Here is a 23,268-nt window from a genome sequence, read left to right as displayed (position 1 = left end):
TATGAGTCTGGCGCTGGCCCCGATCGACATCCCTGTCGACATCGAGGCAAACCTGCCCTGTCGGAAGTTCGACCCGGACCTGTGGTTCTCCGACTCCCCGGCCCAGCTGGAGCTGGCCAAGTCGCTCTGCGGGGACTGCCCGCTGCGCGTCGAGTGCCTCGCCGGCGCGGTGGAGCGGAGCGAGCCCTGGGGTGTCTGGGGCGGCGAGATCTTCGAGCGTGGTGCCGTGGTTCCGCGCAAGCGGCCGCGGGGCCGTCCGCGTAAGGCGGACGTGGCTCGGGACGCCGAGCTCGCTGTCGAGGTCGAGGAGCGGCTCGCCGCGAACGGTCTCGACTCCCGTAACAGCGTGCGGCTGGCGGCCTGAGATGACCGTCCTCGCCCACCCCGAAATTGATGAACGAAAGCCGAGCACCGGAACCGTGCACCCGAATGGAGCCACCAAAGTGAGACTCATCCAAGAGGCCTTGTCGAGGGCTCGAATGCGTCAGCCTCAGAGTGACCGTGCACCTGAGGCTTACCGATCCGCCCGCCGTATCGCGATGGAAGCCCGCAAGCAGGCTGCCCGCGAACTCGGCGTCGGCGGCTACTGAGATCCCCGCATAGACCCGCTACCCGGGAAATAAAAGGCCCGTCCGCCAATGCGGACGGGCCTTTCCGATTTCGCCGGATCGGCTGTGGAGGGTCGAAATCAGGACGCCGCGGAATGCTCCGGCGCGAATCCCGGCAGCCATTTCTCCAGGATCTCCCGGTACGACGCCTCGGCCTCCAACTGGCACAGCACGCCGATCGAGCCGAGCGTCACCCGATGGATCAACAGGTACGACGGCGGCAGGTTCAGCTTGCGACCGAGCTGGTACGCCGGCGACCGGGGATTGGCGATCCGGGTCGCCTCGCCGCGCAGCCACGCGCGGGTGAAGCGGAACCGATCGACCGCCACCGGCTCGATCATCGGGCGCAGGAAGCCGAGCACGGCCGCCGCGTCGATCGTCTCGTCCCGCTTGATGAAGCCCTCGTCGCGCAGCCCCGCCACGACCCCGTCGGCGTCGCCGGCCAGGGCCAGCCGGACCAGGCGCCCGATCGGCTCGGGGTGCCCCTCCGGCAGCCGGGCCACCGCACCGAAGTCGATCACGCCGAGCCGGCCGTCCGGCAGGATCCGGAAGTTGCCCGGGTGCGGGTCGGCGTGCAGCAACCCGGCCCGCCCGGGCGCGGAGAAGTGCAGGATCGCCATCAGCCGGCCGGCCTCGTCCCGCTCGGCCACCGTGCCGTCGGCGATCACACTGGCCAGCGGGGTGCCGTCGACCCACTCGGTGACCAGCACCCGCGGCGCGGAGGCGACCACCCGCGGCACGAAGATGTCCGGGTCGTCGGCGTAGGCGGTGGCGAAGACGCGCTGGGTCTCCGCCTCCATCTCGTAGTCCAACTCCTCGACGACGCGCTCGTGCAGCTCGGCCAGCAGCGGCTTCACGTCGATCCCGGGCTGAATGATCTTGAACATGCCGGCCAGCCGGGACAGCTGCTTGAGGTCGGACACCAGCGCCTCGCCGGCCCCCGGGTACTGCACCTTGACGGCGACGGGCAGCAACCTCGGCTTCCCGTTCTTCCGGGCCGGGGGCAGCTTCCAGACGGCTCGGTGCACCTGGCCGATGCTGGCCGCGGCGGCCGGGCTGTCGTCGAACTCGGCGAAACCGTCCCGCCAGTCCGGTCCGAGCTGCTCGGCGAGGGCCTTGTGCACGCTGGCCACCGGCATCGGCGGGGCGGCCTCCTGCAGCTTGGTCAGCGCCTGCCGATAGGGCCCGGCCATCTCCTCCGGCATGGCGGCCTCGAACACCGAGAGCGCCTGACCGAATTTCATCGCCCCGCCCTTGAGCTGGCCCAGCACGCTGAACAGCTGCTCGGCGGTGCGCTGCTGAATGTCCGCGGAGATGACATCGGCGGCGATCCCGACGGCTCGCTTCCCGAGACCGAGCGCGGTGCGGCCGGCGAAGCCGAGGGGCAGTGCGGCCAGCTTGGCTGTCCGAGAGGCCGCGCGGCGCGGTATGTCCGTCACCAGATCATTGTGACCGACGACGGGGCCTTACTCGGCCCGTCGAGCCCGGGTTTGCCAGGTTATGCGACAAAGGTTCGATTAAGGATCCACACTTCCTCCACACTTCAGCGATTCCGGTCCCGAACCGGGCACCCGGGCGCGACGCGTCCGGCGGTGGCAGGAACAGCGGGGATGGGGCGGCCAGGTGCGCCGGCGGGACCGCCCGGGCGCGCTGATCTCGACGGCCCCACCCAGCGTCTCCGGGGTCGCCCCGTCCAGGAACGTCAGCACCTCGGCCGTGGCGAGCCCGGTCGCGGTCAGCAGGGTCGCCACCGCGCACGGTTCGGCGGCGTCCGGCCCCGGCGGCGCGGGAGCGCCCGGCCAGCCCGGATCCCGCTCCCGCCGGTGCAGGTCCAGGCAGTTCAGGCAGGGACCGCCGAGCGCCGGCACGAACGGGCCGACGACCGCCGCGCCGTCCCGGATCCGCACCGCGAGGTGCGGCTGGCGGCGGGCCGCGTGGGCGGCGGCGACCAGGGCGGCCGGCTCGTCGTGGGCGAGCTGGACGACCAGGCTGGCCGGGCTGCGGCGGACCTCCCGCACGTCGGTGCCCGGCGCGGCCCGGACGATCGCGGCGGCCACCGCGGCGCGGGCCGGGCTGCCCAGGTCGGCGGTCTGCAGGGCGCTGCCGGCCAGGTCACCCGGCCCGACCATGCCGGAGAGGTCCGGGAAGACGTGGCCGACGCCGGCCTCGGCGAGAGCGACCGCGACGGTGCAGCCGAGCCGGCCGCGACCGGCCAGGACGACCCGGGCGGACCGGCGGCGGCGCAGGGTGCGGGCCGGGGAGGGGACGGGGGTGCCGAGGGCGAGAGCGGCCGCCTCACCGGTCAGCCGGCGCCGCTCGGCATTGGGCAGCCCGGCGGGCAGGAGCGCGGCGGAGGGCAGCACGAGGCCGGCGCGGTGCAGGAGATCGAGCAGCTGGCGGGCCTCGTCGGGGGCGACCCCGAGCTCGGCGGCGTGCAGCAGGACCTGTCGCTCCGGGCGGTTGCCGTCGAGCAGGTCGAGGACCCGGGCCAGGCGCGGGTCGGGCAGCTCCAGGCGCACGGCGCGGGCCGGGTCCATCCCGAGCTGCAACTCGATCGGCCCACGCCAGACCCGGGTGAGCCCGGGGATCAGGGTGGGCCGGGGCAGTGGGACGCGTGGCGACGGGCGGGGCCGAGAGGTCATGAGTGACAGGTTGTCACCGCGAGGCTGCGGAGCGGGTTCGTTATCCACAGCCCCACGAGCCACTCGGCTGCTTTATCCACAGGATGGTGCGAGTTATCCACAGGAAGATGCGAAGCCCCTGAATAACTCAACGTGCCGATCCGGACACGGTTACGGCTGTCCGGGGAGGGCGGCCGAGGTGGCCGCCCTACCCGGGCCGCTCGTCAGCTGGCGTCGGCCGGCTTGGCCTTGCCCAGGATCCGGTTCATCGTCGTTCCACACACCGGGCACTTGCCCTTGGCCATGTTCATGCCGGTCTTCGAGACTTCCACGTTGCCCTGGAAGTCACGCTTCTCCTTGCACTTGACGCAATAGCCGTTGTACGTGGTCTCGGCCACGGTTCCTCCTCGTTCGTGTCGTCGGCCGCTGGGCCCCGTGCCTTCTCGCGGCGACGGGCGCGAACCTGTCTGCGGCGCTGGGCCGCCATGTGGCGTGGCCCTCGTCCGGGGCGTGGACTTACCCAGGTCAGGCCGGTTCCATGTCAGCGCGGTGTCGGCGGTGTCGCCGACGACGTGAGTGTGCCGGGAGGAAGTGCCCTTTTCGTACAGGTTTGCCCTGACACGCCGACGATTGGTCTCACAACGGCACGAAAGGGATGTGAGCCCCCAGTAGTCCACTGAGTCGAAGATGGTCTAGGTTGACGCCTGTCTCAGATGTTGCGGCTGAGGAAAATTTTTTCGGGTATATGCGGACGAACCGGCCGTATTCCGTGACAGTCATTGGGCGTACTCTTGCGGTGACCAGGGTCTCGCGGATTAGCGTCTCAACGTGAACCCGAATCTGGGCCTCGCGAGCCGGTAATGGCCCGCGTGCGCAAACCTGTCGTGGAAGTGCGGCGCAGTCAGCGCCGGCGCAGGACGGTGTCCGCGTATCGCGACGGAGAGCGCGTGGTCGTGCTCATCCCGGACCGGTTCTCGCGCGCCGAGGAGACCGAGTGGGTCGAGCGGATGCTCGCCCGGCTGGCCGCCCGTGAGGAACGTCTCCGGTGCACCGACGCCGAGCTGCTCAACCGCGCCCGCCGCCTCACCGCGCGCTACCTGGACGATTACGCCGACGTGGTGGCCCCGGCGAGCGTGCGTTGGGTGACCAACCAGAACGGCCGCTGGGGCTCCTGCACCCCGGACGACGCCACCATCCGCATCTCCCACCGGATCCAGGAGATGCCCGACTGGGTGATCGACTACGTGCTCCTGCACGAGCTCGCCCACCTGGTCGTGCCCAGCCACAACGCGCGCTTCTGGGAACTCGTCAACCGCTTCCCCAAGGCCGAACGCGCCCGCGGCTACCTGGAGGGCGTCGCCGCCTCAGGCTCGCTGGTCCTGGCCGAGTAACCGCGCACGCCTACGGCGCCGCGCCCCCGCCCGGTGCAAGATCCGCCATCCGCCGCCGGCTCCCGGGCGCCTCCGGCGATTGCGACGGTACGGCCGTAAGCCCCGCCCGCGTGAGCGCCCGCCCGCGTGAGCGCCCCGCCCGGGTGAGTGCGCTGCCGGCGTGAGCGCGCTGCCTGCGCCAGCGAGGCGCTGGCCTGCGGCTTTCCCCCGGCGAGTTATCCACACCAGCGAGTTGTCCACAGGCACCAAGCGCGGCAACCCATCGCCACGGGACAATGTTTGTAAGGGCCGCCCCCTTGGGAGGGTGGGACTGCACCCGGCGCGGCTACCCAAGATCAGCGGCCCAAGATCAACCTTTCAAGATCGATTCTCAAGGCCAAGGCCAAGGCCAAGGCCAAGGCCAAGGCCAAGGCCAAGGCCATGGCAAAGGGCTAAGGCGGGGTCGGGCTGGAGCTGGGCCGGGCCGGGCTGCGTCAGGTCGGGCCGGGTCGGGCCGGGTCGGGTCGGGCTGGGTCGGGCTGGGCCGGGCTGCGGCTGGGCCGGGCTGGGCTGAGTCGGGCCGAGTCGGGCTGGGCTCGGCCGGGTCGGGCTGCGTCAGGTCGGGCCGGGTCGGGCTGGGCTGAGTCTGCGGGCCGGGCTGGGCTGGGGTCGGAGTTGGGGCTGGGCCGGGGGGCTGGGGTCAAGGCGGGGAGCGGGAGCGGTGCTCCGGGTGGTGGGCTGAGTAGGGTGCTCCTGTGACGCGGCGTGTGGTGGTGGCGATGCTGGTCCCGGTGCCGTGGAGTCCGCCCGGGGTGGATCCGGCCGCCTGGCGCGCCGCCCTCGCCGAGGACCTTGTCGACCTGCTCGCGCGGCTGGCCCAGGCCGAGGCCGCGATCGCCACCACGCCGGCCGACCGGCCGCTGGCCGAGGAGATCGCCTGGCCGGGCATGCGGATCTATGAGGTTCCGCAGGTCACCGTGCTGCCGGTGCTGGCCGCCGCCACCGCTGACGGCTTCGAGCAGGCTGCCGTGATCGCCGCCGACGCCCCGGACGTGCCGGGCATGATCCTGGGCAAGCTGCTGGCGCCGTTGGAGAGCAAGGCCGTCGCGGTCGCCCCCGGTGGGCCGGGCGGCGGGGTGCTCGGCGTGGCCACCAGCCTGCCCGCGCCGGAGTGGCTGGCCGATCACGACCTGGACGGGGCCTCCGCGCAGCTGCTGCGCAGGAACGCTCCGGCGCCCGGGGACGTCACCACCACCCCGCCCTGGCGGCGCCTGCGTGGCCCGGCCGACCTGGGGACGCTTGACATCGCCCTGGAGGGCTGGGACAACACCCGGGCGCTGCTCGGCGGCTGATCAGCGTGGCCCCGGGGACGCGGCACCGGCCGTACCGCCGAATCGGTGACCTGGAGCTCGGCGGACCCGGCGCCCTCGGGAAAGAGCTGACCCGGCGCCTCGGGAAAGAGAACGGGGACGGCGCAGAGCGCCGCCCCCGGGATCAAGGAACGGGTGTTACTTCTCCGGCGTCTCGGGGCCGGGTTCGGGATTGCCGTCGAGGCCTTCCAGCTCGCTGATGTCCCAGTCCGACCGGGGACTGGCGAACGCCTGCGGGTCGGCGAAGTCCTCGTCGGTGGGCAGCAGGTCCGGGTGGTCCCAGAGGGCGTCGCGCCCGGCGGTGCCCCGCTGCTCGGCGACCGCCGACCACAGGGCGCCGGCCTCGCGCAGGCGGCGCGGCCGCAGCTCGAGACCGACCAGCGCGGCGAAGGTCTGCTCGGCCGGACCGCCGGCGGCCCGGCGGCGGCGGAACGCCTCGCCCAGCGCGGCGACCGACGGCAGACGGTCACCGGCGGCCTCGTCGACGATGTGGCCGACCCAGCCCTCGATCAGCGCGAGCGCCGTCTCCAGGCGGGCCAGACTGGCCTTCTGCTGCGGGGTGTCCTCCGGTGTGAAGATCCCCTCCAGCGCCATGGCCTGCATCGACTCCGGGTCGGTCGGGTCGACGCGGCTCATCGCCTCCTCGATCGCCTCCCGGTTCACGGTGATGCCGTTCGCATACGTCTCGACGGCGCTCAGCACGTGCGCGCGGAGCCACGGGACGTGGCCGAAGAGCCGCTGGTGGGCGGCCTCACGCAGGGCGACGTACAGCCGGACCTGGTCCTCGGGGAGTTCGAGGCCCTCGCCGTACGCCTTGATGTTGGCCGGGATCAGCGCGGCCGTGCCGGCCGGGCCGAGCGGCAGGCCGATGTCGCCGGCCGAGAGCACCTCGGCCGCGAGCTGGCCGAACGCCTGGCCGAGCTGGCCGCCGAAGAGCGCGCCGCCGAGCGTGGCGACCATCGACTGCATCGGGCCGAGCTGGGCCCGGGCCTCCTCGGGCACCAGGTCTCCCATGGCGCCCACCATGCGGCCGGCGATCGGCTCGCACAGCTTTTTCCAGACGTCGAGAGTGTTGTAGATCCACTCGTTGCGGTTCCAGGCGACCGCCTTGTGGATGCCACTGGGGAGCGCGCACACCGGGTCGAGCCACAGATCGGCGAGGTGGAGCGCCTCTTCGACCTGGTGACGCTCGTGCATGTTCACCGCCGGGTCGCCGCTGGCCGAGAGCTGGCTGGCGGCGACCTGCCGGGCCAGGTCCCAGTTGACCGGGCCACTGCCAGGGGCGGCGAACATCTGCTGCAGCTGCGCCATGAACTGCTGCATCTGCTGCGGATCGGAGGGATCGGGCGGCTGAGCGCCCGGCAGGGAGAAGCCGAACGGGATATCAGGCACGACCCCCACGGTACGCGCGAAACGCTCGTAGCGGACTGATGGTGGTGTCAGCTCAGAGAGAACTCAGACAGGGTGGGTAGTCTCACGCGCATGAGACGTCGCGGTGTCACCGTCATCCTGGGCGCCCTGATAACCGCCCTGCTGGCTGCCGGTGTCATGATCTCCGACCTGCCGTACGTGGTGCTCACCCCCGGCCCCACGGTGAACACGCTCGGCTCGGCCGAGGGCACCGAGGTGATCCAGGTGACCGGGGCCAAGACCTCGTCGTCGGCCGGCGAGCTCCGCCTCACCACGGTCAACGTGCAGTCGAAGGTCGAGCTGGTCCAGGCGATCCAGGGCTGGCTGAGCGGCAAGGACGCGGTCGTCCCGCGCGAGCTGATCTACCCGCCGGACCGCAGCGAGCAGCAGGTCCAGGCGCAGAACGCGCAGGAGTGGAAGGACTCGCAGACCAGCGCCGAGACGGTCGCGCTGCGCGAGCTGGGCTACCCCGTGCAGACGTACGTGCGCAAGGTCACGCCGGACGGCGCCGCGGTCGGCAAGCTCCAGGAGAACGACGTCATCACCTCGATCAACGGCACCGCGGTCGCCGGCCCGGCCCAGCTCACCGAGCTGGTCAAGGCGCAGCCGGCGGGCACCGCGCTGACCGTCGGCTACACCCGGGCCGACAAGCCGGGCACCGTGGCGGTCACCACCAAGGCCGCCGCCGACGACAAGAAGACGCCGCGGCTCGGCATCGAGATCGACACCAAGCAGCCGCACCCGTTCACCATCAAGATCGACCTGGACAAGATCGGCGGGCCGAGCGCCGGCCTGATGTTCAGCCTCGGCATCATCGACAAGCTGCGTGACGAGGACCTGACCGGTGGCAAGGTCATCGCCGGCACCGGCACCATCGACGACGACGGCAACGTGGGCCCGATCGGCGGCATCCCGCAGAAGCTGAACGGCGCGAAGCAGGCCGGCGCGAAGATCTTCCTGGTCCCCAAGGACAACTGCGCGGAAGCGCTGCGCAACGCCGTGCCCGGGCTCCCGATGGCGAAGGTGGCCACCGTGGACGATGCGCTCACCGCCCTCAAGACGTTCACGTCGGGTGGCACCCCGACGCCATGCTCGGCATCATGACCACTGGCAGTGATCGGAGATCGTAAGGTGAGTCACCGCCCGACGAAGTGTGGAGCCAACGTTGGTAATGCGTAATAGCCCCCTACCGAGGATGAGCCGGCGCGGTCGCGTCACCGTCGGCGTCCTGGTCGGGGTCTTCATACTTTTCACGCTGCTCGGCTGGGGCATCGACGCGTACACGGACTATCTCTGGTTCAACGAGGTCCAGTTCACCCAGGTCTTCTCCGGGGTGCTGGTCACCAAGTTGCTGCTGTTCCTGTCGGTCGGCGCGGCAATGGCCCTGGTGGTCGGCGTCAACCTGTACCTGGCCTACCGGTTGCGCCCGCTGCTGCGGCCGCACTCGGCGGAACAGGCCACGCTGGAGCGGTACCGGATGGTTCTCGCGCCCCGGCTCGGCACCTGGATCACCGTGGTCAGCCTGGTGATCGGCTTCTTCGCGGGGCTCTCCGCGCAGGGCCGCTGGACCGATTGGATGCTGTTCCGCAACGGTGGTGACTTCGGTCAGACCGACCCGCAGTTCAAGGTGGACATCGGGTTCTACATCTTCGACTACCCGCTGCTGCGCTACGTGCTCGGCGTCGGCTTCACCGCGGTGGTGCTGTCGGTGCTCGGCGCGCTGGCCGTGCACTACATCTTCGGCGGGGTGCGCCTGCAGGGCGTCGGCGACCGGATGACCACCGCCGCACGGGCCCACCTGACCACCCTGGTCGCGGTGTTCGTGCTGCTCAAGGCGGTGGCGTACGTGCTGGACCGGCGGGCCCTGCTGCTCGAGCAGCACGTCTCCCCGGGGCTGTACGGCGCCGGCTACACCGACGTCAACGCGCTGCTCCCGGCCAAGGAGATCCTGGCCTACATCTCGATCGTCGTCGCCGTCGCGATCATCGTGTTCTCCAACGCGGTGATGCGGAACCTGGTCTGGCCCGGCGTCTCGCTGGCGCTGCTGGCCGTCTCGGCCGTGGCGATCGGCGGCATCTACCCGCTCGCGGTGCAGAATTTCCAGGTCAAGCCGAGCCTGTCGGACAAGGAACGGCCATACATCGAACGCGCCATACAGGCCACCCGAGCCGCGTTCGACCTGGGCACCACGGACAAGAACACCAGCAACTACACCCCGACCACCAACCCGGACGGGACCACCACGCCGCCGACCGACCTGGCCGACGACACCAGCGCGCAGAACGTCCGGGTGATCGACCCGCAGCTGGTCTCGGAGGCGTTCACCCAGTCGCAGCAGTCCCGCAGCTTCTACGACTTCGGCGAGAAGCTGGACGTCGACCGCTACACGATCGACGGCAAGACCGGCGACTACGTGGTCGGCGCCCGGGAGATCAACGACGACAAGCTCTCCGCCCAGCAGCGGAACTGGCTGAACCGGCACACCGTCTACACCCACGGGTACGGCCTGGTCGCCGCCCCCGCCAACAAGGTGTGCGCCGGCACCGGGTACCCGTACTTCGTGTCGGGCTTCCTCGGTGACACCAACTCCGGCACCTGTTCCGCGCCGACCGACGAGCTCGAGGCCGACCAGCCGCGGATCTACTACGGCGAGCAGTCGACGGAGTACGCGATCGTCGGCCAGACCGACAAGAACAAGAACGTCGAGTTCGACCGCCCGCAGCAGCAGGACAAGAACGCCGAGGTCAACTACACCTACGACGGCAAGGGCGGCGTCTCGATCGGCTCGGTCTTCCGCCGGCTGGTCTTCGCGATCAAGAACACCGAGAGCAACTTCCTGCTCTCCGACCGGGTCAACTCCGCGTCGAAGGTGATGTACATCCGGACCCCGCGCGAGCGGGTGGAGAAGGTCGCGCCGTTCCTCACGGTCGACGGCGACCCGTACCCGGCGGTCGTCGACGGCAAGATCGTGTGGATCCTCGACGGGTACACCACGGCGTCGACGTATCCGTACTCGCAGAAGATCAACCTGGCCACCGAGACCCGGGACGAGCTCACCGGGACCGGGTCGTTCGCGCTGGCCCGGGACGACGTCAACTACATGCGCAACTCGGTCAAGGCGACCGTCGACGCGTATGACGGCACCGTCAAGCTCTACGAGTTCGACGACAAGGACCCGGTCCTCAAGGCGTGGAACAAGGCGTTCGGTGGCGACCTGGTCGTCCCCAAGGCCGACATCCCGACCGACCTGGCCGCGCACTTCCGGTACCCGGCCGACATGTTCAAGGTGCAGCGCAACCTGCTCACCAAGTTCCACGTCGAGGACCCGTCGACGTTCTTCAACGGCGACGACTTCTGGCAGGTGCCGAACGCGCCGGACGCGCCGCAGAGCGGGGTCAAGCAGCCGCCGTTCTACCTGAACGTCAAGCTGCCCGAGCAGACCGCGACCACGTTCCAGCTGACCTCCGGGGTCACCCCGGTCAACCGGGACAACATGGCCGCGCTGATCTCCGGGTCGTACACCGCGGCCGGCGAACCCCAGCTGCAGGTACTCAAATTGCCCAACAACGCGGTGACACCCGGCCCGGTCCAGGTGCACCGCCTGATGGTCAACAACGCGAGCATCTCGCAGCAGCTGTTCAGCCTGAACCGGAGCGGCCAGGCCACCGTCCTCTACGGCAACCTCATCTCGCTGCCGCTGAAGGACAACATCCTGTACGTCGAGCCGGTCTACGTGAAGAGCACCCAGGCCAGCGCGCCGCCGTTGCTGCAGAAGGTGCTCATGTCGTACGGCGACGGCTCCAACGTGGTGCTGGAGAACAACCTCACCGACGGCCTGAAAGCCCTGGCCAAGCTCAACAAGGGGCCCACCACCGGCACCACCAACCCGGGCGGCACCGGCACCACGCCACCGACCACCCAGCCCACCGCGCCGTCCACGACCGTGCCGAGCGACCTCGCCGCCGCGGCCGCCGACGTCGACAAGGCCATCGAGAACGTGCGCACCGCCCAGAAGTCCGGTGACTTCGCGGCCTACGGCACGGCGCTCAAGGCCCTCGACGAGGCCATGACCCGTTTCCAACAGGTTCAGGGCGCCACCGGAGCCACCCCGGCACCCGGCGTCGCCCCGTCCGCGTCCGCCGTACCGACCCCGAGCACGGGCGGCTGACCAGTACAAACGCTTGCCCCGGGGGCTGCTTTGCGGCCCCCGGGGAGAGTGCGCTAGTGTTTACCCATACCGACGCGGGGTGGAGCAGCTCGGTAGCTCGCTGGGCTCATAACCCAGAGGTCGCAGGTTCAAATCCTGTCCCCGCTACGAGATGGCAGGGGTCCCTGTCCGCGGAAAGCGCGGACCGGGGCCCCTCTTCGCATTTTGCTCAGGGGGCCGAGCCCCCTGAAACCCCGCGTTACGGCGGGGCGCGCTAAGCGGTTCGGTTCCCGGCCGCGACGGCTGGGCGCGCTGGGTGGGTTGGTTTCTGCTTAAAGCAATTGCTTTTGTACGTTCGGTGTCTGTGTCCCGTGACTTTCGTTCTTTGCCCGGTTGCGGTCGTTGGCTGAGTTGTCGCCGCTGAGCACCGCCTTCTGTGGCCCTCAGGTGGCCCCTGCCGGCTCTGACTGCGCTTGGCCGCACTCTGCCGTGTTCTGTGCCGTTGGGTGCCGCGTTTGGCTTGCTGGCCTGTATCTCCTGCGTCTCCTGCATCTCCTGGTTGGACCTTGGGGCTTGGTCCTTGGGTTGGGCGGGATTGTGGGGGTTCGGGTATTGAGGTGGGGGGATGGCGGGGGTGGGGGGAATGCGGGGAATGGGGGGTGGCTTGTTGGTGGGGAGTTGTTGGCTGCAAGGTCAAATTGGGGTGGGGATTTGGGTGGGTGGGGTGGCGGGGAATTTCGCGATAAAAGGGGCGACGGGGGTTGTTTGGGGGGTGGGGTGGGGGGTGTTTTGCCTGGTTGGGGGGTTGCCTGAGGGATGGTTGCCGGGAATTGGACATTGAGGAACGACTTAGTGGCGAGTTAGTGTGACTGGACTGGACACGTGAGGTGGGTGGGGCTGGGGGCGGTTGCTGCCGGGCCATGTTTGCGCGCCGTGAATGGGTGCGGACCGCCGCGTGGAATCCGGCGGGAGGACTGCTCGCATGCGTACGGGGCGCAGATTTATTGTTTTTGGGGTGTTGTCCGTCCTATTCCTTTTCGGGGCTTTGAGTGGGCCGCCCGAGCGGGCCGTCGCCACCGGTGGGGAAGCGGTCGTGGGGCATGAGCACTCGGGGTCTGCGCAGGTCGCGCCGCATGAGCATGCGGAAGGGGAGCCCGGCGACCCGGATCTTGCTGAGCACATGGCTCAGGATCTGGTGGGGACGCCGATGGATCAGATCGAGAAGCAGACCGGGGTGAACGCGGCTCGGATCCAGCGGGAGACCGGGTTGCGGCCGGGGAACACCCGGAGTAAGGCGAAGGTGGCAGCGGATCCGGCCGTGTCCGGGGCGTGGAGTGCGGTTGCCGATACGCCGGTGGTGCCGGTGTTCGAGGCGGTGCTGCCGAACGGGAAAGTGTTGATCTGGGACTCGGTGGGGGACAACGCCGCGGAGTCGTATCCGGATCACACGTTCACCCGGGCGATGGTCTGGAATCCGGTCGACAACACGAACAAGCGGGTTGACCTGCAGGGGAACAACATCTTCTGTGCCGGGTTCGCGCACATGTCGAACGGCAACATCCTGGTGGCCGGCGGGAATCTGAACGCGAGCCTGGCCGGGACGGTTACCACGTACATCTTCAACTGGCAGTCCGAGACGTGGAGCCGGGGGAAGGACATGGCGGCGGGGCGGTGGTATCCGGCGGTGGCCGAGACCGCCAACGGCGAGCAGGTCATCATCGGGGGTGGGCCGGCTACCGCGGAGGTCTACCAGAACGACGGGGCGTTGCGGTCGCTGACCGGGTTCACGAAGTACAACGCGCGGCTCTATCCGTTCCTGGGGTCGCGGCCGGACACCGGGCTTGCCATGTACGGCCCGTATCCGACCGCGTACACCGTCACGACCTCCGGGAACGGGCAGATCACGGCGACCACCACCCGGGACAACATCTCGCGGGACTACGGGAGTTTCGCGACGTACGACGTCGGTAAGACCCTGGTGCTCGGCGGGGGCATTCTCACCGAGGGTGGGGTGGCGAAGGTTCCCACCAAGACCTCGGTGGTGATGAGCTCGGGGACCGGGCTCACCCCGTCGACCGTGGCCAGCGGGTCCATGTCGGTCGGTCGGCGGCAGCAGAGCGCGACGCTGCTCGCGGACGGCTCGGTGCTCGCGACCGGTGGCATGACCAGCGCTGCGACCGGCGGGTTCGTCGACCTGGCGCACGCCGCGACGGCCGCCGAGCGGTGGGATCCGGCGACCGGGCAGTGGACCGTGCTGGCCAGTGCGAGCCGGATCCGGCAGTACCACTCGACGGCGGTGCTGCTGCCGGACGGCCGGGTGATGACCGGGGGTGGCGGGGTCTGCGGGGTCTGCGTGACGGCCGGCTATCTGGAGAAGAACGTCGAGTACTTCACGCCGCCCTACCTGTACAAGAAGGACGGCAGCGGCGACCTCGCGACCCGTCCGGTGATCTCGGCGGCGCCGGCCACGGTCGGCATCAACACCGGCTTCACCGTCACCTCGCCGGACGCGGCGAACGTCGGCAAGGTCGCGCTGGTCGGCCTCGGTGACGCGACGCACAGTGTGGACCAGGGGCAACGCTACGTCCCGCTGAACTTCTCGGTCTCCGGGACGACGCTGACCGTGACCGGGCCGCCGACCGGTGGGGTGGCGCCGCCCGGCTACTACATGCTCTTCATCGTCGGCACCGACGGCGTCCCGTCGGTCGCCAAGATGGTCCAGGTCGCGAAGGGCCCGAACCCGCTGATGAGCCCGCTGACCAACAGCACCGGCCGGTGCGTCGACGTGCCGTCGTCCTCGCTGACGCCGAAGACCTATCTGCAGACCTACAACTGCAACAAGTCCAAGGCGCAGGCGCTGACCCGGCTGACCAGCGACGGGACGTTGCGGGTGCTGGGGAGCTGTCTCGACGTACCGTCGTCGAATTTTGCCCTTGGTCAGAAGATCTGGATCTTCAGTTGCAACGGCTCGGCCGCGCAGAAGTGGCAGTTCGGCACCGACGGCACGATCCGGCCGGTCGGCAACACCACGATCTGCCTGGCCGCGACGTCGGCCGACAATCAGGCCGGGGTCTTCCTGGCCAAGTGCAACGGCGTGCCGGTCACGAAGTGGACGTGGTGACCGGCCGGTCGCCGTGCGGGCCGTAGAGGTGCAGGATCTCGGCGGGCCGGTCACCCGCCGGGCCGAACCAGTGCGGCTCGGCGGTGTCGAACTCGGCCGTGTCCCCGGGCCCCAGTAGCTGCTCGCGGTCGTCGAGCAGCAGCCGGACCTGCCCGGAGAGCACATAGAACCAGGCGTGGCCGGGGTGGGACACGAGTCGCGGCTCGTCCCGGCCGGTTCCGAGGATCTGTTTGAAGACCTGAAGGCGTCCGGGGTACGTCGTCAACGGCACCACCACGCTGGGATTGCCGGTCCGGGGCTCGGTGCGGTGCGGGGTCAGGTGCGCGCGGGGATCGCCGGTGTTCGGCGCCCCGATCAGGTGGTCGAGGGCCAGCCGATGGGTGCGGGCCAGCGGGATCAGCAGGTCGAGCGTCGGCCGGCGCTTGCCGGACTCCAGCCGGGAGAGCGTGCTGACCGACAGGCCGGTGGCGGTGGCCAGGTCGTCCAGGGTCAGGCCGCGGTCCTGCCGGATCCGGCGCAACCGGGGGCCGATGCCGTCGAGCAGCTCGGCCAGGGAAGGGTCCACCAGAGCAGTTTGCGGTCTTCGCAAGTTTGCTGGGTAGGCCGGGGTGCGCGGGCCCAGCATTCCGGTCATGACAGAGAGAACACGCCGATGGCTGGTGCTGGCGGTCTGCTGCACCAGCATCTTCCTGGTCGGGCTGGACACCACGGTGGTCAACGTGGCGCTGCCGTCGATCGGGCGGGACCTGGGCCTCGGCATCCGGGAACTGGAATGGACGGTCGACGCCTACACGCTGGTGCTGGCCGGGCTGATGATCACCTCGGGCGCGCTGGCCGACCGGGTCGGGCGCCGCCGGATCTTCCGGCTCGGGCTGGTGCTGTTCGCGCTCGGGTCGGCCGGCTGCGCGCTCGCGCCGGGCCTGGACCTGCTGGTGGCGGCCCGGGTGGTGCAGGGCGTCGGCGGGTCGATGCTGAGCCCGGTGGCGCTGGCCATCGTGGTGAGCGTGATCACCGATCCGCGGGAGCGGGCGCAGGCGATCGGGGTCTGGGCGGCGGTGTTCGGGCTCAGCATGGCGGCCGGGCCGGTGCTCGGCGGGGCGCTGATCACCGGGCTGGGCTGGCGGACGGTCTTCTGGGCCAACCTGCCGATCATCGCGATCGTGCTGGCGCTGACCGTGGCGTACGTCCCGGAGTCCCGCTCGGCCCGGCCGCGGCGCCTCGACCCGCCCGGTCAGGCGCTGCTGATCCTGCTGGTCGGGACGGTGGTCGCGGTGCTGATCGAGGGGCCGCGACGGGGCTGGTGGTCCGGGTGGCTGATCACGGCGTACGGGATCATCGCCGTTGCCGGTCTGATCTTCGCCCGGGTCGAGGCGCGCCGGGCCGAACCGTTGATGGACCTGCGGTTGTTCCGGCGGCCGCCGTTCGCGGCGGCGGTCGGCGGCGCGGTGGTGATGTTCGTCGCGCTGAACGTGACGCTGCTGCTCGGCACGCTCTACCTGCAGCAGGTGCGGGGTCTGAGCCCGCTCGCGGCCGGCGCGGTCACCCTGCCGATGGCGCTCGCCGCGACGGTCTGCGCGCCGTTCTCCGGGTACCTGGTCGGGCGGGTCGGGCCACGGCTGCCGCTGCGGCTGGCCGGGGCGAGCACCGTGCTCGGCGGCGCCCTGCTGATCGGGCTCGGCGACCGCACGCCGGTGGCGGTGCTGCTGGTCGCGTACCTGTTCGTCGGGATCGGCATCGGCTTCGCGAACGCGCCGATCACCAACACCGCGGTCAGCGGCCTGCCGCCGGAGCGTTCCGGGGTGGCCGGCGGGATCGCCTCGACCTCGCGGCAGGTCGGCGCGGCGCTCGGCATCGCGCTGGCCGGCGGGCTGGTCGCGGACGTCGGACCGGCCGGGCTTGCGGCGGCGACCCGCCCGGGATGGGTGGTGGTCGCGGCCTGCGGTGCGGTGGTGCTGGTGGTGGCGGGGCTGTCCCCTACCCGACCGGGGCGAGGTGCTCCGACAGCACGGACAGATGCGTCTTCCGAGCCTCGGCCCAGCGTTGCCGCCCGGCCTCGGTGATCTCGACGTAGACGCCGCGGCGATCGTCCTCACAGTGGGTGCGGTCGACCAGGCCGCTCTTCACCAGCCGGCTGACCGTGCGGGACAGGGCGCTCTGGCTCAGATACATCGTCTCGGCCAGGTCCTGCATGCGGCGCTTGCCACACTCCTGGGTGGTGAGACGGTCGAGTGATTCGTACTCACTCAGGGTGAGGGAGTGGGCGTCGCCCAGAGCCCGCTCGAGATGGCAAGCCACCTCGTTGTAGCAGGTCAGGAGCGATCGCCAGCGATCGACGAGGTCGGTTTCCGGCTCCATGGGGGGCATCTTACTCCGTACCCTCAGGTTAATGCTTGTGAAATTTATGCGACGGCATGAGATGCGTGGACATTAGATGCGCGTGCATCTAGTGTCGTTTCCGTGACTATCACCGAATCCCTGACCCCGTCCGCGGCGAGCGGCGACAGCGCCGTCGCCGCCGCGGAACACCGCTGGACTCCGCGGCTCTGGGGCGTGCTCGCGGTGTTGTGCGCGGTCCTCTTCCTCGACGGTCTCGACGTCTCGATGGTCGGGGTGGCGCTCCCCTCGATCGGCTCCGAGCTGGGCCTGTCCACCACGTCCCTGCAGTGGATCGTCAACGGCTACGTGCTCGGCTACGGCGGCCTGCTGCTCCTCGGCGGGCGCACCGCCGACCTGCTCGGCCGGCGCAAGGTCTTCCTGATCGCGCTCGGCGTCTTCACCGTCGCGTCGCTGGTCGGCGGCCTGGTCGACGACGGCGGCCTGCTGATCGCCACCCGATTCGTCAAGGGGCTCGCGGCGGCGTTCACCGCGCCGACCGCGATGAGCATCCTGACCACCACGTTCCCCGAGGGCCGGGCCCGGAACCGGGCGCTCTCGATCTTCACGGTCTTCGGGGCCAGCGGATACTCGTCCGGCCTGATCCTCGGCGGGCTGCTCACCAGCCTCGGCTGGCGCTGGACGTTCCTCGTCCCGGTGCCGCTCGCGCTCGCCGCGCTGATCGCCGGCATCTTCCTGATCCCCCGGGACAAGCCCGCGGCCGAGGGCGGCCACGATCTGATCGGGGCGGTCACCCTGGTGAGCGGCATGCTGCTCGCGGTGTACGCCGTGGTCACCGCCCCGCAGCGCGGCTTCGACCCGGTCATGATCGCGATCACCGCGCTCGCCGTGGTGCTGCTCGTCACGTTCGTGATCGCCGAGAACCGGGTCCGGCACCCGCTCGTGCGCCTGAGCATCTTCCGGGTCGGGTCGATCGTGCGGGCCAACGCCAGCATGGTCGCGTTGATGGGGTCGTACGTCAGCTTCCAGTTCATGATGACGCTCTACCTGCAGGACGTGCTGCACTGGACGCCGCTGCGGATGGCCCTCGCGCTGCTGCCGGCCGGGCTGCTGGTGGCGTTCGGCTCGCCGTTCATGGGCCGGCTGATCGACCGGCACGGCACCGCGCCGCTGATCGTGGCCGCGATGGTGTCACTCAGCGCCGGCTACGTCTGGTTCCTCGCCACCGCCGGCAGCCGGCCCGACTACCTGGTCACCGTGCTGCCGACGATGCTGCTGCTGGGCGGGGGCTTCGCGTTCGGCTTCAGCTCGATCATGGCGCAGGCCACCGACGGGATCTCCGACGACGAACAGGGCCTGGCCTCCGGGCTGGTCCAGTCGTCCGGGCAGGTCGGGACCGCGCTGGTGCTGGCCGTGGTCAGCGGGCTGATCGCCTCGGCCACCACCGCGGCGTCCGGGGACTTCACGCCGTTCCGGCCCGGGGTCAACCTGGTGACCGGGGTCGCGGTGGCCGGGCTGATCCTGAACGTGGCCGCGCTGGGGGCCGCCAAGGTGCGGTCCCGGCGGGCGGTTCCGGCCGCGATCTGAGAAATCCTGGACTTTTTGGGTCGCCTCGCCACTTTCTCTCCGAGCGGCGAGGCGGCCCGCGGTCCCGGCTGGGGGCCGGTAAAGGGCGGGTGACCTGGGGATTAAGCCTCCGGGTGACCCCGGTGTGAAGCCCCCTTCAGGAGGAGCTAAGCTTTACCCATACCGACGCGGGGTGGAGCAGCTCGGTAGCTCGCTGGGCTCATAACCCAGAGGTCGCAGGTTCAAATCCTGTCCCCGCTACGAGATGGCAGGGGTCCCTGTCCGCGGAAAGCGCGGACCGGGGCCCCTCTTCGCATTTTGCTCAGGGGGCCGAGCCCCCTGAAACCCCGCGTTACGGCGGGGCGCGCCAGGCGATTCGGTTCCTGGCCGCGACGGCTGGGCGCGCTGGGCGGTTTGGTTCCTGGCCGCGATGGCGGGGCGCGGCAGGCGGTTCGGTTTCTGGTTAAACCGATTGCTTTGGTACGTGGGTGTGCGTGCCCGTGGATTCGGCCGGGCTGGGGCCAGGTGCTGTCGGAGAGCGTGAGTCGTTGCGGGAGGTCGCGCGCGGGGTGACCGTGCCGTGGGGTCGCGGCTGGGCAACCTGATCCAGGTATGAGTGCTCCGGCGTCATCGTGATGGTGGCTGCGGGTCAGGGGGCTTTGAGGGCTTGGAGGACCTGGGTCAGGGCGGCTGGGTGGTGGAGGATGCCGAGGTGGCCGGGGCGTGCGCGCGGGGTGTGCTGCTGCAGCACGACGTGGGTGGCGTCCGGGGCGGCGGCCAGGGACGCGGTGTAGGGCGTCACCAACTGGTCGTAGCGGGTGACGATGGTGGTGAGGCGGGTCGACGGTGCGGGTGGGGCGGACCGGATCGCGGTCAGCACCGGGGAGCCGGGTACCTGCTCGCGCCAGGTCGGGATCTTCGCGTCCAGCCAGCGGCGCAGCCCGGCGGGCAGCCGGTCCGGCCGGCGGAGCAGCCCGTGCAGCGTGGTGCCGCCGTAGGTGGGCGCCAGGCCGACCAGGGTGCGCACGGCCCCGGACGCGGGCTCTCCGGGCAGGCAGCGGACCAGGTAGTGGGCCAGGACCGCGCCCCAGGAGTGGCCGACCACGTCGACCCGCTCGGCGCCGGTCGTGGCCCGGACCTGGTCGACGTGCGCGGCCAGTTCCAGCGCGTGCCGGTGGGTGGCGCTGGTCCCGGGTTCGGGGCGGGCCCGCCGCCAGTCGAACGGGTACACCTGCCGCCCGTGGTTGGCCAGCAGCGGGGCGAGCGTGAACCAGTCGCAGGAGGAGCGCCCGTTGGTGCCGTGCACCAGCACCACCGGGGGCCGGGCCGGAGCGCCGGGCGGCGAGGCGGACGCGGCCTGCGCGCCGGGCGACGAGGCGGATGCGGCCTGCGCGCCGGGCGGCAGGCCCCGGGGGTGCGCGGCGCTGTGCCGCAACGCCTCCCGGCGGCTGTAACGCACGGGCAGCGGCGCGGAATTCATGCGTGGATCTTACGTACCGTCGAATGGAACGGACATATTGCCGCTGCTGGAGGTTGAGTTTTTGACGCCGGCGGCTATATTCCGCTCCGATGCCTAACAAGAACATGGCGAACAGCGAGCAAACCGGACCAATCCGGCGGAATGGCATGCTGTTGCCGCCGAGGAGTCAGGAGAAAGAGGTCATCGAGGCCACGATGACGCGCCCCGCCACCCCGCCGGTGGCCGGGCCGGCGCCGCGCGGACCGGTACGCCTGGCGACGCTCGACGCCCTGCGGCTGATCGCCGCCCTGGCCGTCGCGTCGTTCCACCTGACCGTCGCCTGGCGGATCGACGGGCGCCGGGAGCCGGAGCACTTCCTGCCGCACCTGACCCACGTCACCGTCTACGGCTTCCTCGGGGTCGAGCTGTTTTTCCTGATCAGCGGCTTCGTCATCGGGATGAGCAGCTGGAACCGCAGCCTGGGTGACTTCTTCACGTCCCGGGTCAGCCGGCTCTACCCGGCCTACTGGATCTGTGTCCTGATCACCGCGGCCGTGGTCACGCTCGCGCCGATCGCCGGCGGGGTGCCGGTCACCGGCGAGCCCGGCCTGCGGGAGATCGCGGCGAACCTGACCATGCTGCAGGAGCCGCTCGGCATCCCGGCGGTCGACACGGTCTACTGGACGCTCTTCGTCGAGCTGCGGTTCTACCTGCTGTTCGCGGTGATGGTGGCGTTCGGCCTGACGTACCGCCGGGTGGTGCTCTTCTGCGCGATCTGGATGACCGTCGCGGCGATCGGGCCGGCCCTGGGCAGCACGGCGCTGCAGGTGCTGGCGGTGCCGCAGTACGCGCCGTACTTCATCGCCGGGATCGCGGCGTTCCTGATCCACCGCTTCGGGCGGTCGCCGCTGCTGTTCGGCATCGTCGGGTTCGCCTGGCTGATCAGTGTCGCGCGGGTCATCGACCGGGTGACCGACATCCACCCCGGCTTCCGGGTGCCGGTCTGGCCGGGCGTCCTGATCATCACGCTCGCCTACGCCGCGGTGCTGGCCATCGCGCTGGGCTGGACCGACCGGATCCGCTGGCGCTGGCTGACCACCGCGGGCGCCCTCACCTACCCGTTCTACCTGCTGCACCAGCGGATCGGGTACACCTTCATCCGGCACGCGCACGAGTCGACGAACCTGCCCGCCTGGGCCCTGGTGGCGAGCACGATCGTGCTGCTGCTCGGCCTGTCCTGGCTGGTCTACCGCCTGGTGGAGCGGCCGCTGGCCAAGCGGCTGCGGGACGGCCTGCGGCGATCCCTGGCCGAGCTGCGCTCGGCGTCGGCGGCCGACGCGGCCGGCGCCGGCCTGCCGCGGCAGAATCGGGAGGGCCGGTTGTTGCGGTCCGCGCACGGGCGCGAGGAGCGATGATTCTTTCCGACGTACGGGCGGGGAAGCGCTGACGTGACCACGCTGGAAGCCGACTGCACGCGGTGTGCGGCGCTCTGCTGTGTCGCCCCCGCCTTCGCCAAGTCCTCGGACTTCGCGGTGAACAAGCCGGCCGGGCAGCCCTGCCGGAACCTGGGTGACGACTTCCGCTGCACGATCCACGAGCAGCTGCCGGAGCGCGGGTTCCGGGGCTGCGTGGTGTTCGACTGCTTCGGGGCCGGGCAGCGGATCACCCAGGAGACGTTCGGCGGGCGGGACTGGCGGGCGCACCCGGAGATCGCCGGGGCGATGTTCGCGACCCTGCCGGTCGTGCGCCAGCTGCACGAGCTGCTCTGGCTGCTCACCGAGGCGCTCGGGCTGGACGAGGCGCGGCGGCTGCACCCGAGGCTGCGGGCGGCGTACGAGGAGATCGACGAGGTGGCCGCCCGACCGGCCGACGAGCTCCGGGGACTGGACGTGGACACGTACCGCAAAGGGGTGGTGCCCCTGCTGCGAAGCGTCAGCGAGCTGGCCCGGGCCCGCACCGGTGGCCGCCGCCCGGACCACAGCGGCGCCCAGCTGATCGGCCGCAAGCTGCGCGGGGCGGACCTGCGCGGCGCGAGTCTCCGCGGCGCCGTGCTGATCGGCGCCGACCTGCGCGGCGCGGACCTGCGGCGGGCCGACTTCACCGGCGCCGACCTGCGCGGTGCGGATCTGCGTGGCGCGGACCTGACCGGCGCGATCTTCCTGACCCCGGCCCAGCTGCGCGCGGCCGTGACGGACGACGCGTGAAGATCACCCGGGGCCGGACAGTGAGCCACGCCGATCGGCCTTAAGCTGGTCCGATGCAGGATGTGTCCGGCGTGGTGTGGCTTCTGACGGTTCTCGGGATCATCGGTCTTCTGCTCTTCGACTTCTTCGTCCATGTCCGCCGCGCCCACGTTCCGCGCCTGCGCGAGGCGGCGCTCTGGACCGGGATCTACGTGTCGATCGCGATCCTGTTCGGCGTCGGGGTCTGGATCTTCGGCGGGTCCACGATGGGCGCGGAGTACTTCGCCGGCTACGTCACCGAGGAGGCGCTCTCGGTCGACAACCTCTTCGTCTTCCTGCTCCTGCTCGGCAGCTTCAAGGTGCCCCGCGCCGACCAGCAGAAGGTGCTGCTCGTCGGGATCGCGGTGTCGCTTGTCGCGCGGACCGCGTTCATCCTGCTGGGCGCCGCGCTGATCAACTCGTTCGCCTGGATCTTCTACATCTTCGGGCTGATCCTGCTGCTCACCGCGGGCAACCTGGTGCGCGCCCGGGACGAGAACGACGAGGAGGAGGCGCCGGAGAATCTGGTGATCCGGCTGGCCCGGCGGGTGCTGCGGACCTCGGACACCTACGACGGCGACAAGCTGGTCACCTACCAGGACGGCAAGCGGGTGCTGACCCCGATGCTGCTGGTCATGGTCGCGATCGGCGGCACCGACATCCTGTTCGCGCTGGACTCGATCCCGGCCATCTTCGGGCTCACCCAGAACGTCTACCTGGTCTTCACCGCGACCGCGTTCTCGCTGCTCGGCCTGCGCCAGCTGTACTTCCTGATCGACGGCCTGCTGGACCGGCTGGTCTACCTGTCCTACGGGCTGGCCGCGATCCTCGCGCTGATCGGCGTGAAGCTGATCCTGCACGCGCTGCACCAGAACAACGTGCCGTTCATCAACGACGGCGAGCACATCGGGGTCACCGAGATCCCGACCGTGGCGTCGCTCGGGATCATCATCGGGGTGCTGCTGGTCACCGTGGTGGCGTCGCTGCTGAGCCCGAAGGGCCGGGCCCGGACGTACGCGGCCGCGGCCCGCCGCCGGGCC

Annotated in this window: 17 protein-coding genes, 2 tRNA genes and 1 pseudogene; 13 read left to right on the top strand and 7 right to left on the bottom strand. The window is 70.4% G+C overall.

The window, feature by feature from the left end:
* Position 1 precedes the first annotated feature (1 nt).
* Positions 2 to 364: a WhiB family transcriptional regulator gene (locus L3i22_RS49220; protein WP_203742752.1), complete on the top strand. Its 363-nt coding sequence runs from the start codon at positions 2 to 4 to the stop codon at positions 362 to 364.
* A gap of 324 nt (positions 365 to 688) precedes the next feature.
* Here the strand turns inward: L3i22_RS49220 and L3i22_RS49215 are convergent, their stop codons facing one another.
* The 3 genes from L3i22_RS49215 to L3i22_RS49205 all read right to left on the bottom strand — a co-directional run bounded on the left by L3i22_RS49215 (position 689) and on the right by L3i22_RS49205 (position 3,627).
* Positions 689 to 2,047, bottom strand: coding sequence for an AarF/ABC1/UbiB kinase family protein (locus L3i22_RS49215; protein ID WP_221324265.1), 1,359 nt, complete (start codon positions 2,045 to 2,047; stop codon positions 689 to 691).
* A gap of 78 nt (positions 2,048 to 2,125) precedes the next feature.
* Positions 2,126 to 3,250 carry a hypothetical protein gene (locus tag L3i22_RS49210; protein ID WP_221324264.1) on the bottom strand — a complete coding sequence of 375 codons (1,125 nt, stop codon included), beginning with the start codon at positions 3,248 to 3,250 and terminating at the stop codon, positions 2,126 to 2,128.
* A gap of 203 nt (positions 3,251 to 3,453) precedes the next feature.
* Positions 3,454 to 3,627: a DUF5679 domain-containing protein gene (locus L3i22_RS49205; RefSeq protein WP_221324263.1), complete on the bottom strand. Its 174-nt coding sequence runs from the start codon at positions 3,625 to 3,627 to the stop codon at positions 3,454 to 3,456.
* A 462-nt stretch (positions 3,628 to 4,089) separates the two neighbouring features.
* Between L3i22_RS49205 and L3i22_RS49200 the strand changes: the two genes are divergently transcribed.
* Both L3i22_RS49200 and L3i22_RS49195 read left to right on the top strand, forming a co-directional pair.
* Positions 4,090 to 4,620 carry a M48 family metallopeptidase gene (locus tag L3i22_RS49200; protein WP_221324262.1) on the top strand — a complete coding sequence of 177 codons (531 nt, stop codon included), beginning with the start codon at positions 4,090 to 4,092 and terminating at the stop codon, positions 4,618 to 4,620.
* A 734-nt stretch (positions 4,621 to 5,354) separates the two neighbouring features.
* On the top strand, positions 5,355 to 5,951 hold the full coding sequence (locus L3i22_RS49195; protein ID WP_221324261.1) for a hypothetical protein: 597 nt from the start codon (positions 5,355 to 5,357) through the stop codon (positions 5,949 to 5,951).
* 156 nt (positions 5,952 to 6,107) lie between these two features.
* On the opposite strand, the gene L3i22_RS49190 is transcribed toward L3i22_RS49195, so the two are convergent.
* Complete coding sequence (locus L3i22_RS49190) at positions 6,108 to 7,361, bottom strand: zinc-dependent metalloprotease (RefSeq protein ID WP_221324260.1); 1,254 nt, start codon at positions 7,359 to 7,361, stop codon at positions 6,108 to 6,110.
* A 90-nt stretch (positions 7,362 to 7,451) separates the two neighbouring features.
* Between L3i22_RS49190 and L3i22_RS49185 the strand changes: the two genes are divergently transcribed.
* The 4 genes from L3i22_RS49185 to L3i22_RS49170 all read left to right on the top strand — a co-directional run bounded on the left by L3i22_RS49185 (position 7,452) and on the right by L3i22_RS49170 (position 14,647).
* Positions 7,452 to 8,483 carry a PDZ domain-containing protein gene (locus L3i22_RS49185; RefSeq protein ID WP_221324259.1) on the top strand — a complete coding sequence of 344 codons (1,032 nt, stop codon included), beginning with the start codon at positions 7,452 to 7,454 and terminating at the stop codon, positions 8,481 to 8,483.
* Positions 8,484 to 8,544: 61 nt separating this feature from the next.
* Positions 8,545 to 11,547, top strand: coding sequence for a UPF0182 family protein (locus L3i22_RS49180; protein ID WP_221324258.1), 3,003 nt, complete (start codon positions 8,545 to 8,547; stop codon positions 11,545 to 11,547).
* Between the two features lie 73 nt (positions 11,548 to 11,620).
* A tRNA-Met gene (locus tag L3i22_RS49175) sits at positions 11,621 to 11,694 on the top strand.
* 1,012 nt (positions 11,695 to 12,706) lie between these two features.
* A complete protein-coding gene (locus L3i22_RS49170) occupies positions 12,707 to 14,647 on the top strand; it encodes a galactose oxidase-like domain-containing protein (RefSeq protein WP_255657725.1) in 1,941 nt (646 codons plus the stop codon).
* Here the strand turns inward: L3i22_RS49170 and L3i22_RS49165 are convergent.
* Positions 14,628 to 15,212 carry a helix-turn-helix domain-containing protein gene (locus L3i22_RS49165; protein WP_221324256.1) on the bottom strand — a complete coding sequence of 195 codons (585 nt, stop codon included), beginning with the start codon at positions 15,210 to 15,212 and terminating at the stop codon, positions 14,628 to 14,630. The two genes, L3i22_RS49170 and L3i22_RS49165, sit on opposite strands and share 20 nt — an antisense overlap.
* 67 nt (positions 15,213 to 15,279) lie before the next feature.
* On the opposite strand from L3i22_RS49165, the gene L3i22_RS49160 reads away from it, so the two are divergent.
* Positions 15,280 to 16,707, top strand: coding sequence for an MFS transporter (locus L3i22_RS49160; RefSeq protein ID WP_221324255.1), 1,428 nt, complete (start codon positions 15,280 to 15,282; stop codon positions 16,705 to 16,707).
* Here the strand turns inward: L3i22_RS49160 and L3i22_RS49155 are convergent.
* Positions 16,622 to 17,002, bottom strand: coding sequence for a MarR family winged helix-turn-helix transcriptional regulator (locus tag L3i22_RS49155; RefSeq protein ID WP_221324254.1), 381 nt, complete (start codon positions 17,000 to 17,002; stop codon positions 16,622 to 16,624). The genes L3i22_RS49160 and L3i22_RS49155 overlap by 86 nt on opposite strands.
* Before the next feature lie 102 nt (positions 17,003 to 17,104).
* Between L3i22_RS49155 and L3i22_RS49150 the strand changes: the two genes are divergently transcribed.
* Both L3i22_RS49150 and L3i22_RS49145 read left to right on the top strand, forming a co-directional pair.
* Entirely contained in the window at positions 17,105 to 18,568 is a 1,464-nt protein-coding gene (locus L3i22_RS49150) for an MFS transporter (protein WP_255657724.1), read from the top strand.
* A 166-nt stretch (positions 18,569 to 18,734) separates the two neighbouring features.
* Positions 18,735 to 18,808 (top strand) — tRNA-Met (locus L3i22_RS49145).
* 388 nt (positions 18,809 to 19,196) lie between these two features.
* On the opposite strand, the gene L3i22_RS49140 is transcribed toward L3i22_RS49145, so the two are convergent.
* Positions 19,197 to 20,027, bottom strand: a complete 831-nt coding sequence (locus L3i22_RS49140) for an alpha/beta fold hydrolase (RefSeq protein ID WP_221324253.1) — start codon at positions 20,025 to 20,027, stop codon at positions 19,197 to 19,199.
* Positions 20,028 to 20,221: 194 nt separating this feature from the next.
* Here L3i22_RS49140 and L3i22_RS49135 point away from each other — a divergent pair, with 194 nt between their 5' ends.
* The 3 genes and pseudogenes from L3i22_RS49135 to L3i22_RS49125 form a co-directional block, all read left to right on the top strand.
* Positions 20,222 to 21,421, top strand: a complete 1,200-nt coding sequence (locus L3i22_RS49135) for an acyltransferase (RefSeq protein ID WP_255657723.1) — start codon at positions 20,222 to 20,224, stop codon at positions 21,419 to 21,421.
* A 33-nt stretch (positions 21,422 to 21,454) separates the two neighbouring features.
* The gene (locus L3i22_RS49130; RefSeq protein ID WP_221324252.1) at positions 21,455 to 22,210 is read left to right on the top strand and encodes a pentapeptide repeat-containing protein; all 756 of its coding nucleotides are present in this window, start codon (positions 21,455 to 21,457) and stop codon (positions 22,208 to 22,210) included.
* Between the two features lie 53 nt (positions 22,211 to 22,263).
* Positions 22,264 to 23,253, top strand: a pseudogene (locus L3i22_RS49125) (TerC family protein); the annotation flags it as partial.
* Between the last annotated feature and the right edge of the window lie 15 nt (positions 23,254 to 23,268).

Origin of the sequence: Actinoplanes sp. L3-i22 (assembly GCF_019704555.1) — a bacterium.
GTDB lineage: Bacteria > Actinomycetota > Actinomycetes > Mycobacteriales > Micromonosporaceae > Actinoplanes.
The sequence above is the reverse complement of the archived record's forward strand: the minus strand, read 5'-3'. Positions and strand labels throughout refer to the sequence as shown.

What these genes read in the sequence shown, in the direction of transcription:
- L3i22_RS49220 (WP_203742752.1), top strand. Translation starts at nt 2, where the DNA reads ATGAGTCTGGCGCTGGCCCCGATCGACATCCCTGTCGACATCGAGGCA.
- L3i22_RS49210 (WP_221324264.1), bottom strand. Translation starts at nt 3,250, where the DNA reads ATGACCTCTCGGCCCCGCCCGTCGCCACGCGTCCCACTGCCCCGGCCC.
- L3i22_RS49200 (WP_221324262.1), top strand. Translation starts at nt 4,090, where the DNA reads ATGGCCCGCGTGCGCAAACCTGTCGTGGAAGTGCGGCGCAGTCAGCGC.
- L3i22_RS49185 (WP_221324259.1), top strand. Translation starts at nt 7,452, where the DNA reads ATGAGACGTCGCGGTGTCACCGTCATCCTGGGCGCCCTGATAACCGCC.
- L3i22_RS49170 (WP_255657725.1), top strand. Translation starts at nt 12,707, where the DNA reads ATGGCTCAGGATCTGGTGGGGACGCCGATGGATCAGATCGAGAAGCAG.
- L3i22_RS49160 (WP_221324255.1), top strand. Translation starts at nt 15,280, where the DNA reads ATGACAGAGAGAACACGCCGATGGCTGGTGCTGGCGGTCTGCTGCACC.
- L3i22_RS49155 (WP_221324254.1), bottom strand. Translation starts at nt 17,002, where the DNA reads ATGGAGCCGGAAACCGACCTCGTCGATCGCTGGCGATCGCTCCTGACC.
- L3i22_RS49140 (WP_221324253.1), bottom strand. Translation starts at nt 20,027, where the DNA reads ATGAATTCCGCGCCGCTGCCCGTGCGTTACAGCCGCCGGGAGGCGTTG.
- L3i22_RS49135 (WP_255657723.1), top strand. Translation starts at nt 20,222, where the DNA reads ATGACGCGCCCCGCCACCCCGCCGGTGGCCGGGCCGGCGCCGCGCGGA.